This is a genomic window from Streptococcus oralis, from assembly GCF_001588645.1.
Taxonomy (GTDB): Bacteria; Bacillota; Bacilli; order Lactobacillales; family Streptococcaceae; genus Streptococcus; species Streptococcus oralis_AB.
This window is the reverse complement of sequence record NZ_LAYF01000005.1, coordinates 1-14179: the sequence shown is the minus strand read 5'-3', so window position 1 is coordinate 14179 and position 14179 is coordinate 1. Positions and strand designations below refer to the sequence as shown.

Below are 14179 nucleotides of genomic sequence, written 5' to 3'. Positions count from 1 at the left end.
ATCTTTCCTTTTTGTTTTCATTCCATTTTCACAAAAGTAGTTCATTTTCTGTATTTTTATATTAAATTTTCTATTACAATTTTCACGCATCTTTCAAAAGGTATTGATATATTAATATTTTTAAGAAGTCATGCTATGAAAACTTTTTTGCTTTTGGGAAAAAATAGTTGCTTTTTAAATGAAAACGGTTTATACTTAATTAGGCTTAAAGTTTTCTTAAACAAACAGTCAAACATTTTATAAGGAGGAATGACAATAATGAGTATCGGAATCATTATTGCGAGTCACGGCGAATTTGCTGCGGGTATTCATCAATCAGGATCTATGATCTTTGGTGAACAAGAAAAGGTTCAAGTTGTAACCTTTATGCCAAATGAAGGCCCAGATGATCTTTACGCTAAATTCAACAATGCTGTGGCTGCATTTGACGCAGAAGATGAGGTTCTAGTATTGGCTGACCTTTGGAGTGGATCTCCATTCAACCAAGCTAGCCGCGTAATGGGAGAAAATCCAGAACGTAAGTTTGCCATCATCACAGGACTGAACTTGCCGATGTTGATCCAAGCCTACACAGAGCGCCTTATGGACGCGAATGCAGGTGTGGACAAAGTCGCTGCGAATATCATTAAAGAAGCCAAAGATGGCATCAAGGCTCTTCCAGAAGAGCTTAACCCAGTTGAGGAAGTTGCAACTGCTGCAGCTGCTCCAGTTGCACAAGCTGCTATTCCAGAAGGAACAGTTATCGGTGACGGTAAACTGAAAATCAACCTTGCTCGTCTAGACACTCGTCTCCTTCACGGTCAGGTTGCCACTGCTTGGACTCCTGATTCAAAAGCAGACCGTATCATCGTTGCTTCAGACAACGTTGCAAACGACGACTTGCGTAAAGAATTGATCAAACAAGCAGCTCCTAACGGAGTAAAAGCCAACGTTGTCCCAATTCAAAAATTGATCGACGTTGCAAAAGACCCACGTTTCGGCGAAACTCATGCCCTTATCTTGTTTGAAACTCCACAAGATGCACTTCGTGCTATCGAAGGTGGCGTGCCAATCAAGACCCTTAACGTTGGTTCTATGGCTCACTCAACAGGTAAAACAATGATCAACAACGTTTTGTCTATGGACAAAGAAGACGTTGCAACCTTTGAAAAAATGCGTGACCTCGGTGTTGAATTTGATGTACGTAAAGTACCAAACGACACGAAAAAAGATTTGTTTGACTTGATTAAGAAAGCAAACGTTCAATAATTTTAATCTGTTTCGATCATTTTTGAAAACAGGATTAAATACTTTATTAAAACTAAATAGAAAAGGAATAAAACCATGTCAGATATTTCAATCATTTCTGCTATCTTGGTTGTAGTTGTTGCCTTCCTTGCAGGTCTTGAAGGTATCCTCGACCAATTCCAATTCCATCAACCAATCGTTGCATGTACCCTTATCGGACTTGCAACTGGTAACCTCGAAGCAGGTGTTATGCTTGGTGGATCTCTTCAAATGATCGCCCTTGGTTGGGCAAACATCGGAGCTGCCGTAGCTCCTGACGCTGCTCTTGCGTCTGTTGCGGCAGCAATCATCTTGATCAAAGGTGGTAACTTTACTACTGAAGGTATCGCCGTTGCAACAGCAACAGCTATCCCTCTTGCCGTAGCTGGACTTTTCTTGACTATGATTGTTCGTACAATCTCAGTTGCCTTGGTTCACACTGCTGACGCTGCTGCTAAAGAAGGAAATATTGCGGCTGTTGAACGTGCTCACTTTGTTGCACTTCTTCTTCAAGGTCTTCGTATTGCAATCCCTGCTGCCTTCCTTATCGCTATCCCAGCTTCTGCCGTTCAAGATGCTCTTAAATTGATGCCAGACTGGTTGAACGGTGGTATGGCTGTCGGTGGTGCTATGGTCGTTGCCGTTGGTTACGCTATGGTTATCAACATGATGGCAACTCGTGAAGTATGGCCATTCTTCGCTATCGGTTTTGCTCTTGCAGCAATCTCTCAATTGACTTTGATTGCCCTTGGTGTCATCGGTGTTGCCCTTGCCTTCATCTACCTTAACCTTACAAAACAAGGTGGAAACGGTGGCGGCGGAGCTGCGACTTCTAACGACCCAATCGGTGATATCCTAGAAGACTACTAGAAAGGGGATCAATCATGGCTGAAAAAATTCAATTATCAAAATCAGATCGTCAAAAAGTTTGGTGGCGTTCACAATTCCTTCAAGGTTCTTGGAACTATGAACGTATGCAAAACTTGGGTTGGGCTTACTCTTTAATCCCAGCTATCAAAAAATTGTACACTAAAAAAGAAGACCAAGCGGCTGCTCTTGAGCGTCACCTTGAGTTCTTCAACACTCACCCATACGTAGCTGCTCCAATCATGGGGGTTACTCTTGCACTTGAAGAAGAGCGCGCTAACGGTGTTGAAATCGACGACGCGGCTATCCAAGGGGTTAAGATCGGTATGATGGGACCTCTTGCTGGTATCGGTGACCCAGTATTCTGGTTTACAGTTCGTCCTATCCTTGGAGCCCTTGGTGCATCACTTGCTGCATCTGGTAACATTGTTGGTCCCCTTCTCTTCTTCTTTGGATGGAATGCTATCCGTATGGCCTTCCTATGGTATACACAAGAGTTCGGTTACAAAGCTGGATCTGAAATCACTAAAGACATGTCTGGTGGTATCTTGAAAGACATCACCAAAGGAGCATCTATCCTTGGTATGTTCATCCTTGCCGTTCTTGTACAACGTTGGGTATCTATCAACTTTACTGTGAACCTTCCAGGTAAACAATTGGCTGAAGGTGCTTACATCAACTTCCCAGAAGGTGCTGTAACAGGTGGAGAATTGAAGGGAATCCTTGGTCAAGCACTCAGCGGATTGAGCTTGGATAGCGTTCAACCACAAACTCTTCAAGGTCAGTTGAACTCATTGATTCCAGGATTGATGGGACTTCTCCTTACTTTCCTTTGCATGTGGTTGCTTAAGAAAAAAGTATCACCAATCGCAATCATCCTTGCTCTCTTTGCAGTAGGTATTGCAGCTCGTTTCTTCGGTATCATGTAAACCATCGAGAATATAAATAAAAAAGAATCAGGATTAAATCCTGATTCTTTTTGTGTATCAATTTTTTCTTCTAGTCAGATAATGCAAGCCTCCAATCACCACTGCTAGGATGGCTACATAGACGACTTGGCTGGTTGCTAGAGGTACATACGCTCCTTGCAGGATAAAGGTGTTGGCAAGCACTCCTACAAGGGCTGCAAGGCTCAAAAGTATGAGCAAGACTAGTTTGTATCGATTAAATGGCAGACTGACCTTGGCAACCAGACACAGACCATTGAACAAAGCAAGTAGGAAGCAAATAAATTTGACCTGACCTGGGACAGTGATAAAGAAGTTAGTCAGGAGTACACTAGTGACTAGAATCCCACCACCAATAGCAGCATTGGTCAAAATATCTCGCATAAAATGTGTGCTGACCTTTTCTTTATTGGACTCAAAAGTTAGGAAGAAAGATGGAATCCCAATCGTAATAGCTGATATGATTGTAAACTGAATGGGGATAAAGGCGAATTCCAAACCAAATACCACACTCAAAATGGCAAACACGATGGAGAAGAAGGTCTTTGTTAGAAAGAGAGAGGCTACCTTTTGGATGTTATTGATGACCCGGCGACCTTCCATCAAGATATCATAAAATACTGCAAAGTCATCGGTCAGAAAAACAATATTGGATACACTTTTGGCTGCACTCGTAGCACCATTCATAGCAAAACTGATATCTGCTTTCTTGAGAGCCAGAACATCATTGACCCCGTCACCGCTCATGGAAACTGTTTTACCAGCATTTTGCAAAATAGATACCATCTTTTGCTTCTGTTCCGGTGTCACCCGACCAAAGATATCATGTTCCAAGACCACTCTTTCAAAATCTTGTTCACTCACCTTGGTCATATCAATCGCACGGGCTTCTTCTTTAAAACCTGCCTTACAAGCCACCCCATATACAGCCACATGATTATCCCCACTGATAATCTTTACTTCGACACCTTGAGATTCGAAATAGTCAAAGGTTTCCTTGGTATTGTCCTTAATCTCATCTGACAAAACGACGTGGCCTAGTAGTTCCACATTAGCTGGACTCGTAATCTGGTCCTTGCTATGAGCAAGCGATAAGATTCGAAAACCTTGCTGTTTGAGATCTTCATAGTAGGCATCCATCGGCTGGGTAAAGCCTAAAAACTCATAGGCTCCGAAGAAATAGGTCCCTCCATCTTTTACTTGGACAAAGGAATACTTGTTTTTGCTTGAAAAGGCACCGACTTCTTGAACTTCCCACTTTTTCTCACAGGTTAAGTAAGTCTTCAGAGCTCTGGAAGTTGCATTTTCATCCTCGAAATAAGCCAGATAAGAAGACAGTTTCTCTGCCAGCTTCGCATCTATTTCTTGGACCTTCATATTCCCCGTTGTGATGGTACCTGTCTTATCAAAACAAAGAACATCTACTCGCGCCAAGGTCTCTACACAGTATAGCTCCTGCACTAGAACCTTCTTTTTAGCCAGCTTCATGGCAGCTACCGCTAGAGAGACGCTAACCAAGAGAATCAAGCCCTCTGGAATCATGCCGACCAAGGCACCTGAACTTCCTAAAACAATCTCAACATAAGACCGTCCTAAACTAAAACCTCTGACATAGAGCAGAATCGCAACTGGCACCAGCAAGATGGAAACAATTTTTAAAATCTTATCCATGTAATCGCGCAGTTGAGAAGGGTATTTTTTGAATTCCTTGCTGGATTTTGCGAGTTTGTTAATATAGCTATCCTGCCCCACAGCCGTCGCCGTAACAAGGCAGGATCCGCTAATGACATTGCTTCCGCTCATCAGCTGGTCACCAATCGTTTTAAAGACCGAATCACTCTCACCAGTCAGCAAGGACTCATCCACTTCAATATTTCCTTCAAGCACTTCTGCATCGACAGGCACCTGGTCTCCCAGATTGAGATGCAGATACTCCCCTAGAACGATGTCCTCTGGATCAATCTCGATCGTTTGACCATCTCGGTTGACCCTGTACTTACTTTTACCAAGCAAACTTAGCTTTTCCAAGGCATTTTTTGAACGCACTTCTTGGAAAATCCCAATGGCTGTATTGATAGCAATCACACCTAAAAAGAGCATATTTTCGAATCGCAAGGTTGTGGCTACCAGAACTGCCAGAGCCAAGTTCATGGCATTAAAAAATGTAAAGATATTTGAAACGACGATTTCCTTGCTTGTTTTATAAGGTTTAATGTCGCTGATATTTCGTTGACGATCCTTGATGTCTTGGCTACTTAAATACTTCATTTCTACTCCAATATCCTTTTGTACTACTATAGTAACACATATCTTTTTCTCTGTCACTTAAAGACTTAAAATAAGAAGAACTCCCTTGGCAAGCATTATCTATCACTACTTTAAGAAGCACTTAAAAACAAAAGAGGCTAGGATTCCCCTAACCTTTTTTCTTTATGCTTTATTCTGCCAAGGCTCCCATTGGATCCCATGGTGCAAGTACGATTGGTTCTGCTTCATAGGCAACTTGTTCTTCTGCTGTCAGCAATTCCTTACGAACAACGATTTGGTAAGTGTATTCATCCATCCAAGCGTCTGAGGCAACAAAGTACCCATCTGTACCGACCTTGTCTCCCCATGAGTTTTCAACCTTCCATTTGGTTGACTTGCCATTTTCATCCAAATCAACACCCGTCAAGACCATAGCGTGGGTCATCAAGCTTTCGCTATAATCCAAACGTCCAGCCTTGTCTTGAGTGAGTTGAATGTCCATGCTTGATTCAAAGTCATAAACATCTGTCGCAAGGATTCCTGCTTTGCGGTTGCTGAGCTGGCCGACATCTGAACCAAACCAAACAGTTTCACCTGTTTGCATTTGGGCAATCGCCAATTCTTTCAAGCGTTCCATTGGAACGTTGATGTAGCGAACTGCACGGCTACCGACGACATTTCCCAACATCTCAACTGTGTAAGATTTACCGTAAGGCTTGTCAGCAGTTGGGGCGTTGATAACAGAAACATAATCTTCTAGAGGAAGGTCAACATATTTCTTGTAAAATTCTTGTGGTGTGATACCCTTTTCGCTTTGGTAATTGTTATCCTTATCGCGATAAGCAAAGTCAAATTTACGCGGTGGAAGTCCTAGTGACATAGCAAGGAAGTTAAAGATTTCTTGCAAGAGGTCTTCTTTCTTAGCTTGAACAGTCGCTTGGTCCGCACCAGAAGCGAGCAAGTCACGCAAGATTTGAGCATCTTGGCGAAGCAATTTGTTGAGAATAGCATTGAGCTCACGGCTGCTGCTAGATGAAACAGACTCAGGATAAACAGACTTAGGCACGACACCATATTTCTCAAAGAGGGCAACGACCATATCCCACTGTCCACCGTCTTGTTGAGGTGTTTGGAGTAGGAAGCTAACCTTGCGGCTCGTCAATTCTTGGTCTGCAGTCGCAATGACTTGCTCCAAGAACCAGTTGGATTTTTCATACTTGTCCCAGAAGAAAGTGTGGGCTTGTGACAATTCAAAGTTTTCCAATTTGTATTGAGAGATGAGTTTGTGACGGAAGGTGTTGAGAGCTGCAAACATCCAACAACGACCAGACGCTTTCTGGTTAGTAACCTTGTCCTTGGTCAAATCTAATGAGAAAACAGGTGCATTATCTACATGACTTTGGCGACGTTCTAGAGCTGCAAAAATTCCGTTGTGGCTAGCAGCATTTTCAATCGCTTGGTATTTGACATTTGCTTCATAGTTAGCAAATAATTGATCCGTAAATGATTCTTGAATCGCGTTCATAGATTCCTCCTTTTATTCTACAGTCTATTATAACTCTTTTCACAAAGGAAGCAACCGAAAAACTTAAAAAGGCAAGGACATTCTCCTCACCTTTTCTAACATAATCGAAACTAAGCAATACTAGCAAGGAGCTCCTCTAATTCCTCCTTGGTCAGGCGGCGCCATTCTCCTCGTTCTAAGTTCTCATCCAAGGCTAGAGTTCCCATCGTCAAACGTTGTAAGTCCACCACTTCCTTGCCACAGTAGGCCACCATGCGCTTGACTTGATGGAACTTCCCTTCAGCAATGGTCACACGAACCAGACTTTGATTCTTTACTGAATCTACCGACACAATCTCCAGCTTAGCTGGCTGGCAGGTAAAATCCTTGAGCGGAATGCCCTTGACAAATGTCTCCACATCTTCTTGGGTCATAATTCCCTCGACGTGTGCCAGATAGGTCTTATCCACATGACGTTTTGGTGAAAGAAGAGCATGGGCAAGCTGGCCGTCATTGGTCAAAAGCAGGAGGCCATGCGTGTCAATATCCAAGCGCCCTACTGGAAAAACTTCCTTGGTCCGAGCAATATCATCCAACAAGTCCAATACTGTTCTGTGTTTAGAATCTTCAGTCGCTGAAATGACTCCTTGGGGCTTGTTCATCATGTAGTAGACAAACTCTTCATACTCCAGCACTTGGCCATCAAAGCGAATCTCATCTCTTTCTTCATTAATCTGCAGTTTAGCTGACTTTTCTTTTTTACCATTTACCGTCACGCGCCCAGCCTTGAGCAAGTTTTTGACTTCTGTCCGACTCCCTACAGCGCAGGCAACTAAAAATTTATCTAATCTCATAGAACTATTATATCATACTCAAAAGGAGGCTGGCTCAATGACCAACCTCCTTTCCTTTTCATACTCTTCAAAAATCTCTTCAAACCGCGTCAACGTCCGTCTGCAACCTCAAAACAGTGTTTTGAGCTGACTTCGTCAGTTCTATACACAACCTCAAAGCAGTGCTTTGAGCAGCCTGCGGCTAGTTTACTCTTTGATTTTCATTGAGTATCAGATTTAAGAAATTAACTTCCTCGTCTCCAGAAAATAGCTAAGACAATCATAGCTCCTAAAATAGCTGGGATAATGGCCGTTCCAGCTATAATTGGACCCCAAGTTCCAAAGAGCAAGTGGCCCAAAAAGGCACCAATCCAGCCGAGAAACATTTTTCCAAAGCATCCCATGCTCTCTCCGCGATTGGTCAAAGCACCTGCCAAGAGTCCCACTAGGAGACCAACAAACATACTTCCAAGCATAGTTTCTCCTTAAATAGCCCAGTCTCCATTACGGAAGAGTGGTACGCGTGTTCCATCCTCACGGATACCATCGATATCCATTTGATTCGAACCAATCATAAAGTCCACGTGAACATCTGAACGGTTCAGTCCCGCAGCTTCAAGCTCTTCCTCGCTCATCTCCGCTCCACCAGCAACGCTGGTCGCATAGGCTGCACCGATAGCCAAGTGGTTTGAAGCATTCTCATCGAAAAGGGTGTTAAAGAAGGTAATGCCTGACTGAGAAATTGGACTTGGATCTGGTACCAAGGCACATTCACCCAAGGCACGCGCACCCGCATTTTCAAAGACAAGGTCCTTCATGACCTGATCACCCTTTTCAGCAGTAATGTCTACGATTTGACCATCCTTGAAGGTTACTTTAATCCCTTCGATGATATTTCCGTTATAGCTAAGTGGTTTTGTAGAGGTTACATAGCCATCTGCACGACGGAAGTCAGGAGCCGTAAAGACTTCTTCTGTCGGCATATTTGGCAAGAATCCTTCTCCCTGTGCATTGATAGCGCCAGCTGATTCCCAAACGTGATTCTTAGGCAAGCCAAGTGTCAGATCGGTTCCTGGCGCTGTGTAGTGAAGGGCTGAGAATTGTTCTTTATTGAGCATTTCTGCCTTACTCTTAAGAATGGCTGCATGTTCTTCCCAAGCCTTAACTGGATCTTCTTCATAGACACGGCAAGTTTTGAAGATTTGGTCCCAAAGGAGGTCCACTGCTTCTTCATCGCTCGCAGCATTTGGAAAGACTTTCTTAGCCCACTCCAGTCCAGCAGCAGCTGCTACAGTCCAGCTAACCTTGTTGGATTGAGTTGCGATGCGCATCGGCTTCATCGCGAGTCCCATAGCTTTTGCAGAAGCTGAAAGCTTATCCGCATCCACTCCGTTCAAGGCACCTGGATCAGAAGAACGGACACCGAGACGGCTAGCCTTATTCTCCAAGAGATAGTTCATCTCAGCAATCTTGTATTCTGGCACATTGTCCAAACGCTCCATCGGTGCGTGAAGGAATTTCTCACGGTTGATCACATCATCTGTCCACTGAACGATGACCTCATGCGCACCCAAAGCATAAGCTTCTTTCACGATCAAATGCGCCAACTCGCGTTGCTCAACATCGATAGAGAGAGCCAAGGTGTGACCAGGTTGCACATTGATTCCATTTGCAACCAATAATTTCGCATATTTTTCTAGATTTTCTTTAAAATTTGGTAAAACCATTCTATTCTTCCTTTTCTTTTGTTATTTCTCTTTAAACAAGGACAGCAGGCTAACTGCTGCCACAGTACCACAAATCAAAGCGGTCATTTTCAAAATCGTATCAGGGTCAAGATCCAGCTGGTAATCAAACACCTTTTGCGCTGGCTTATCCTGAGCGGAAATGGTAAGTTTCATAAAAACCTCTTTCTATATTTTAGAAAAACTCATCAAACAAACTCAACTGGTTATCCTCTGGCATATTGCCGAGAATCCCCATTTCATCCATCTTTTCAACCAAGGTTGATGAAAGTCCACCACGCTTGCGCAGTTCTGTCTTAGAGAGGAACTCACCCTCTTCACGCGCACGCACCAACTGCTTAGCAACGTTCTCTCCCAGACCATCCATTGCTACAAATGGTGGGATGAGGGTATCTCCATCAATGATGAACTCAGTCGCATCACTACGATAGAGATCTAACTTGCCAAACTTAAAGCCACGTTCCCACATCTCATTGACAATCTCAAGAGTTGTATAAAGATCGATTTCCACATTAGAGGCTTCATTATTCTTCCGTTTTTCAGCGATTTCTTCCATTCTACGCTTAATGGCATCCAAGCCGGCACCCATGGTCTTGATATCAAAGGCCTTGGCGCGGATAGAGAAGTAAGCACAGTAGTAATAAATCGGATGGTGAACCTTGAAGTAGGCTACACGTAAGGCCATCATAACGTAGGCTGCCGCGTGGGCTTTGGGGAACATATACTTGATTTTTCCACAGGATTCGATATACCATTCTGGCACCTTATTGGCCTTCATGGCTTCGATATAGCCATTTCGTTCTTCTTCGGAAATCTTCAACCACAAGCCCTTACGTACCCGTTCCATGATGGTAAAGGCCATTTTAGGCTCGAGACCCGCATGCATGAGATAAACCATGATATCGTCCCGACAACCGATAACGGTCGACAGATCCGCAATTCCTTGCTTGATCAAATCCTGGGCATTTCCCAACCACACATCAGTACCGTGGGACAGACCAGACAGCTGAAGCAACTCCGCAAAAGTCGTCGGATGCGTCTCATCTACCATCCCACGTACAAAGTTTGTTCCAAACTCTGGGATTCCCAGCATGCCCGTCGGCGTTCCGATTTGCTCCGGCGTCACCCCAAGTACATCCGTCCCAGAAAAGAGGGCCATCACGCCTTCATCATCCATAGGAATTTCATTAGGATCAATCCCAGACAAGTCCTGCAATTTTCGAATCATGGTCGGGTCATCATGCCCCAATACATCGAGTTTGAGGACATTCTCATCGATATCATGGAAGTTAAAGTGAGTCGTCTGCCATTCAGCCGTCACGTCATCCGCTGGATACTGAACAGGCGTAAAGTCGTAGACATCCATGTAGTTCGGAATAACAACGATTCCTCCTGGGTGTTGTCCTGTAGTCCGCTTGACACCGGCAGCACCTTGGGCAAGACGTTCCACCTCTGCATCACGATAAAACTTCCCATAGTCCCGCTCATAGCCCTTGACAAATCCATAAGCAGTCTTAGCAGCCACCGTACCAACCGTTCCTGCACGGAAGGCATATTCCTCACCAAAGATATCACGTACATCCAAGTGGGCGCTAGGCTGATCTTCTCCCGAGAAGTTCAAGTCAATATCAGGAACCTTGTCTCCATCAAAACCAAGGAAGGTCTCGAAAGGAATATCCTGTCCATTTTTGTTAAGTTTATGACCACAGTTTGGACAATCCTTATTGGGCATATCAAACCCTGAACCGTAAGAACCATCCGTGATAAACTCACTATACTGACATTGACCACAAACATAATGAGGAGAGAGAGGATTAACCTCCGTAATCCCAATCATAGTCGCAACAAAACTGGACCCAACAGACCCACGAGAACCAACCAAGTATCCCCGTTCATTGGAACGTTGCACCAGCATCTGCGATGCTAGATAAATCACGGCAAATCCATTCCCTAGAATAGAAGTCAATTCTTTTTCAATCCGCAAATCAACGATATCTGGAAGCGGATTTCCATAAATCTCAAAAGCTTTCTTATAGGTCAGCTCAGCGACCGTTTCTTCCGCCTTGTCAATGAAAGGTGTGTACAAGTCACCCTTAACAACCTCAACAGGCTCAAAAATTTCTGCCAAGGCATTGGGATTTTCAATAACTAGCTTGTGTGCTAGCTCCTCTCCTAAGAAAGCAAATTCATCCAACATCTCATTAGTCGTTCTAAAATGAGCCTTGGGAAGAGGAGCTGGCTGGGCATGTTCACCGTGACCAATGGTCCGGTTAATCATAGCCCCCTGTCCCAAACTACGGACGATAATTTCACGGTAAATCTCTTCTTCCGGTTCGATATAATGGACATTTCCCGTAGCCAAAACAGGCTTCCCAAGGCGGTCTCCCACCTCTATCAAACTCTTGATAATAGTCTGGAGTTCCTCCATATCCTTGACCTGCTCTTTAGCAATCAAGGGAGCATAGATAGCCGGTGGCATGACCTCGATAAAGTCATAATACTTGGCCACCTCAACCGCCGCATCCACACCTTGGGAAACAACTGCGTCAAAAACTTCACCCTCCGAGCAAGCCGACCCCAAAATCAAGCCTTCCCGATGGGCATCTAGAACCGTTCTCGGTATCCGTGGTACTCCTTCAAAGTACTTGGTATTGGACAAAGAAACCAGTTTAAAGATATTTTTTAGACCTACCTGATTCTTGACATAAATAGTCGCATGCTTGATCCGAGCTTTTTTATAAGAATCTGGACTAATCAAATCAATGTTGAGTCTAGCTAAATCAGTCACACCATGTTTCTCTGCCACCTCTTTGATAAAGATGAAGAGCAGACGACCAGTAGCTTCCGCATCGTAGTTGGCCATGTGGTGGTGTTCAAGTGCCACACCAAAACGCTTGGTCAAAGGCCCCAAACCATGGCGTTTATACTCAGGATAGAGGTTTCTAGCAAACTCCAGCGTATCGATAACTGGCTGGCTAATCTTAGGCAGACCATGACGCTCATAGTTGGCATTCATAAAGCCAACGTCAAAGGTCGCATTGTGAGCAACTAAGACTGTATCCTTGCAAAATTCTTGGAATTCTTGCAAAACTTGTTCCAGTGGTTTGGCATTTTTGACATGATCGTCTGTAATACCTGTTAACTCAGTAGTAAAGGCTGACAAGGGATGCCCGGGATTGATAAATTCATCAAATTCGGCAATAACATTTCCCTTATACATCTTAGAAGCCGCAACCTGAATCAGGTCATTATAGATGGCTGAAAGTCCCGTCGTTTCCACGTCAAAAACCACATAGGTCGCTTCTGACAAGTCCATCTCCACTTCGTTATAGACGATAGGGACACGGTCTTCCACAATATTGACTTCCATTCCATAGATCAGCTGAATTCCAGCTTTCTTAGCTGCCTTATAGCCATGTGGGAAGGACTGGACATTCCCATGGTCCGTGATGGCAACCGCCTTGTGTCCCCACTTAGCAGCTGTCGCAACGATCTCCTCTACTTCTGGTAGAGCATCCATAGTCGACATATTAGTATGAGCATGAAACTCAATCCGACGCTCACCTTCTGGCATCAAATCCTTCCGCTCATAGTGAACAACTTCCTGCACATCCTGGACGTTCATGGTCAAATCACGTGTGAAGTTATTCATCTCCACATTCCCACGAACTCGGAGCCAAGAATTCTTCTTAATGATGTCAAACTTCTGAGCTTCTTCTTCATTCTTAACCCATTTTTGCATTGAAAAACTTGAAGTGTAGTCTGTCATTTTAAAGTTGATTAAAACGCGACCAGTTCTGGTCACCTTATGCTCCACATCAAAAACGACTCCTTCAAAAACCAGGCGATTTTCCTCAGTCGTCACGTCGATCATCTGGGTAACTTCAGCCTTATCTAGTTTAGGCTTGGCCGCAGCCTTTTTAGCCTGAAAATCAAAGGCTGGCTTCTCTTCTACTGGAGGAGGAGCCATTTGTTCCAGTTGCTCCATAGCTCGTAAAGCTTCTTCGTTGGCAGCCTGGACGATTTGTTCATTCTCCACATGAAAGGCTTCTTCCTGTTCTTGTGTAAGAGCATCATTCTTTTCTATTTGGCATACAAAAGCTGGAAAACCAAACTTTTCGAGTTGCTTTGCCAAATTAGGAAGATGATTCTTCTTAAAGTGCTCCTTATCAATCGCCTCTGAACCTTCAATAATGAGTTGATTTCCCTCCGCACGAACGTTTAAATTCTGGTAAAGAGATTTAAACCCCTGACTTGCACATGGACCTTCAGAAAAAGCCTCTCTATAGTAGGCCTGCAAGAGTTCATTAGAGAATTCTTGAGAAAGAGCCTTGATTTCGAAAACAGCTCGGTTTCCTGTCTTAGAAAATTCTTCACCAAGCCCTTTCTTTAACTCTAAAAAGATTTCAATCGGTAAAATATTAGAAAATACAAAATGAAATTCCCAAATCTTACTAATTTTATGAACCACAACACGCTCAATTCTAGCATCAACAAGAGCAGGATCCCGTCTCAATTGATCAGAGATTCCTAGTTGATTCATTAAAATTTCAAACTTACTTGACATTCATTTTCCTCACATTATTCTCTTACTATTTTACCATAATTAAAGAAAATATATGACTAGTACCATTCCTTAAGCACTGCTAGTTTACACAAATTTGTTCCGTAAACAAAAAAGAAGACTCTCAGAATCTCCTTAGTAAATAAAAAAAGATACCTTTAAGTATCCTCGTAATCAATCGGGAAGACAGGATTCGAACCTGCGAC

10 protein-coding genes are annotated in these 14179 nt (G+C 43.6%); 3 read left to right on the top strand and 7 right to left on the bottom strand.

What is annotated here, in order from left to right; all coding sequences use genetic code 11:
- The first annotated feature begins 258 nt into the window (after positions 1-258).
- The 3 genes from A0739_RS05140 to A0739_RS05130 all read left to right on the top strand — a co-directional run bounded on the left by A0739_RS05140 (position 259) and on the right by A0739_RS05130 (position 3062).
- The gene (locus A0739_RS05140; protein WP_061587284.1) at positions 259-1248 is read left to right on the top strand and encodes a PTS sugar transporter subunit IIB; all 990 of its coding nucleotides are present in this window, start codon (positions 259-261) and stop codon (positions 1246-1248) included.
- A gap of 75 nt (positions 1249-1323) precedes the next feature.
- Positions 1324-2136 carry a PTS mannose/fructose/sorbose transporter subunit IIC gene (locus A0739_RS05135; protein WP_001280321.1) on the top strand — a complete coding sequence of 271 codons (813 nt, stop codon included), beginning with the start codon at positions 1324-1326 and terminating at the stop codon, positions 2134-2136.
- A 14-nt stretch (positions 2137-2150) separates the two neighbouring features.
- A complete protein-coding gene (locus A0739_RS05130) occupies positions 2151-3062 on the top strand; it encodes a PTS system mannose/fructose/sorbose family transporter subunit IID (protein ID WP_000818316.1) in 912 nt (303 codons plus the stop codon).
- Positions 3063-3119: 57 nt separating this feature from the next.
- Here A0739_RS05130 and A0739_RS05125 read toward each other — a convergent pair whose 3' ends face one another.
- The 7 genes from A0739_RS05125 to A0739_RS05090 all read right to left on the bottom strand — a co-directional run bounded on the left by A0739_RS05125 (position 3120) and on the right by A0739_RS05090 (position 13976).
- Positions 3120-5348: an HAD-IC family P-type ATPase gene (locus A0739_RS05125; protein ID WP_061587283.1), complete on the bottom strand. Its 2229-nt coding sequence runs from the start codon at positions 5346-5348 to the stop codon at positions 3120-3122.
- 169 nt (positions 5349-5517) lie between these two features.
- Positions 5518-6852: an aminopeptidase C gene (gene pepC / locus A0739_RS05120; RefSeq protein WP_000991688.1), complete on the bottom strand. Its 1335-nt coding sequence runs from the start codon at positions 6850-6852 to the stop codon at positions 5518-5520.
- A gap of 110 nt (positions 6853-6962) precedes the next feature.
- On the bottom strand, positions 6963-7685 hold the full coding sequence (locus A0739_RS05110; protein ID WP_001234909.1) for a pseudouridine synthase: 723 nt from the start codon (positions 7683-7685) through the stop codon (positions 6963-6965).
- A gap of 224 nt (positions 7686-7909) precedes the next feature.
- A complete protein-coding gene (locus tag A0739_RS05105; protein WP_000901575.1) occupies positions 7910-8140 on the bottom strand; it encodes a GlsB/YeaQ/YmgE family stress response membrane protein in 231 nt (76 codons plus the stop codon).
- Positions 8141-8149: 9 nt separating this feature from the next.
- Positions 8150-9391 (bottom strand): aminopeptidase, encoded by a 1242-nt coding sequence (locus tag A0739_RS05100; protein WP_000243937.1) that lies wholly within the window; start codon positions 9389-9391, stop codon positions 8150-8152.
- Between the two features lie 21 nt (positions 9392-9412).
- Complete coding sequence (locus tag A0739_RS10460; RefSeq protein ID WP_000778898.1) at positions 9413-9565, bottom strand: hypothetical protein; 153 nt, start codon at positions 9563-9565, stop codon at positions 9413-9415.
- A 19-nt stretch (positions 9566-9584) separates the two neighbouring features.
- Positions 9585-13976, bottom strand: coding sequence for a PolC-type DNA polymerase III (locus tag A0739_RS05090; protein ID WP_061587281.1), 4392 nt, complete (start codon positions 13974-13976; stop codon positions 9585-9587).
- Positions 13977-14179: the final 203 nt, after the last annotated feature.

Excerpts from the sequence above, each read along its gene's own strand:
- A0739_RS05140 (WP_061587284.1), top strand. The coding sequence starts at position 259 with ATGAGTATCGGAATCATTATTGCGAGTCACGGCGAATTTGCTGCGGGT.
- A0739_RS05135 (WP_001280321.1), top strand. The coding sequence starts at position 1,324 with ATGTCAGATATTTCAATCATTTCTGCTATCTTGGTTGTAGTTGTTGCC.
- A0739_RS05130 (WP_000818316.1), top strand. The coding sequence starts at position 2,151 with ATGGCTGAAAAAATTCAATTATCAAAATCAGATCGTCAAAAAGTTTGG.
- A0739_RS05125 (WP_061587283.1), bottom strand. The coding sequence starts at position 5,348 with ATGAAGTATTTAAGTAGCCAAGACATCAAGGATCGTCAACGAAATATC.
- pepC (WP_000991688.1), bottom strand. The coding sequence starts at position 6,852 with ATGAACGCGATTCAAGAATCATTTACGGATCAATTATTTGCTAACTAT.
- A0739_RS05110 (WP_001234909.1), bottom strand. The coding sequence starts at position 7,685 with ATGAGATTAGATAAATTTTTAGTTGCCTGCGCTGTAGGGAGTCGGACA.
- A0739_RS05105 (WP_000901575.1), bottom strand. The coding sequence starts at position 8,140 with ATGCTTGGAAGTATGTTTGTTGGTCTCCTAGTGGGACTCTTGGCAGGT.
- A0739_RS05100 (WP_000243937.1), bottom strand. The coding sequence starts at position 9,391 with ATGGTTTTACCAAATTTTAAAGAAAATCTAGAAAAATATGCGAAATTA.
- A0739_RS10460 (WP_000778898.1), bottom strand. The coding sequence starts at position 9,565 with ATGAAACTTACCATTTCCGCTCAGGATAAGCCAGCGCAAAAGGTGTTT.
- A0739_RS05090 (WP_061587281.1), bottom strand. The coding sequence starts at position 13,976 with ATGTCAAGTAAGTTTGAAATTTTAATGAATCAACTAGGAATCTCTGAT.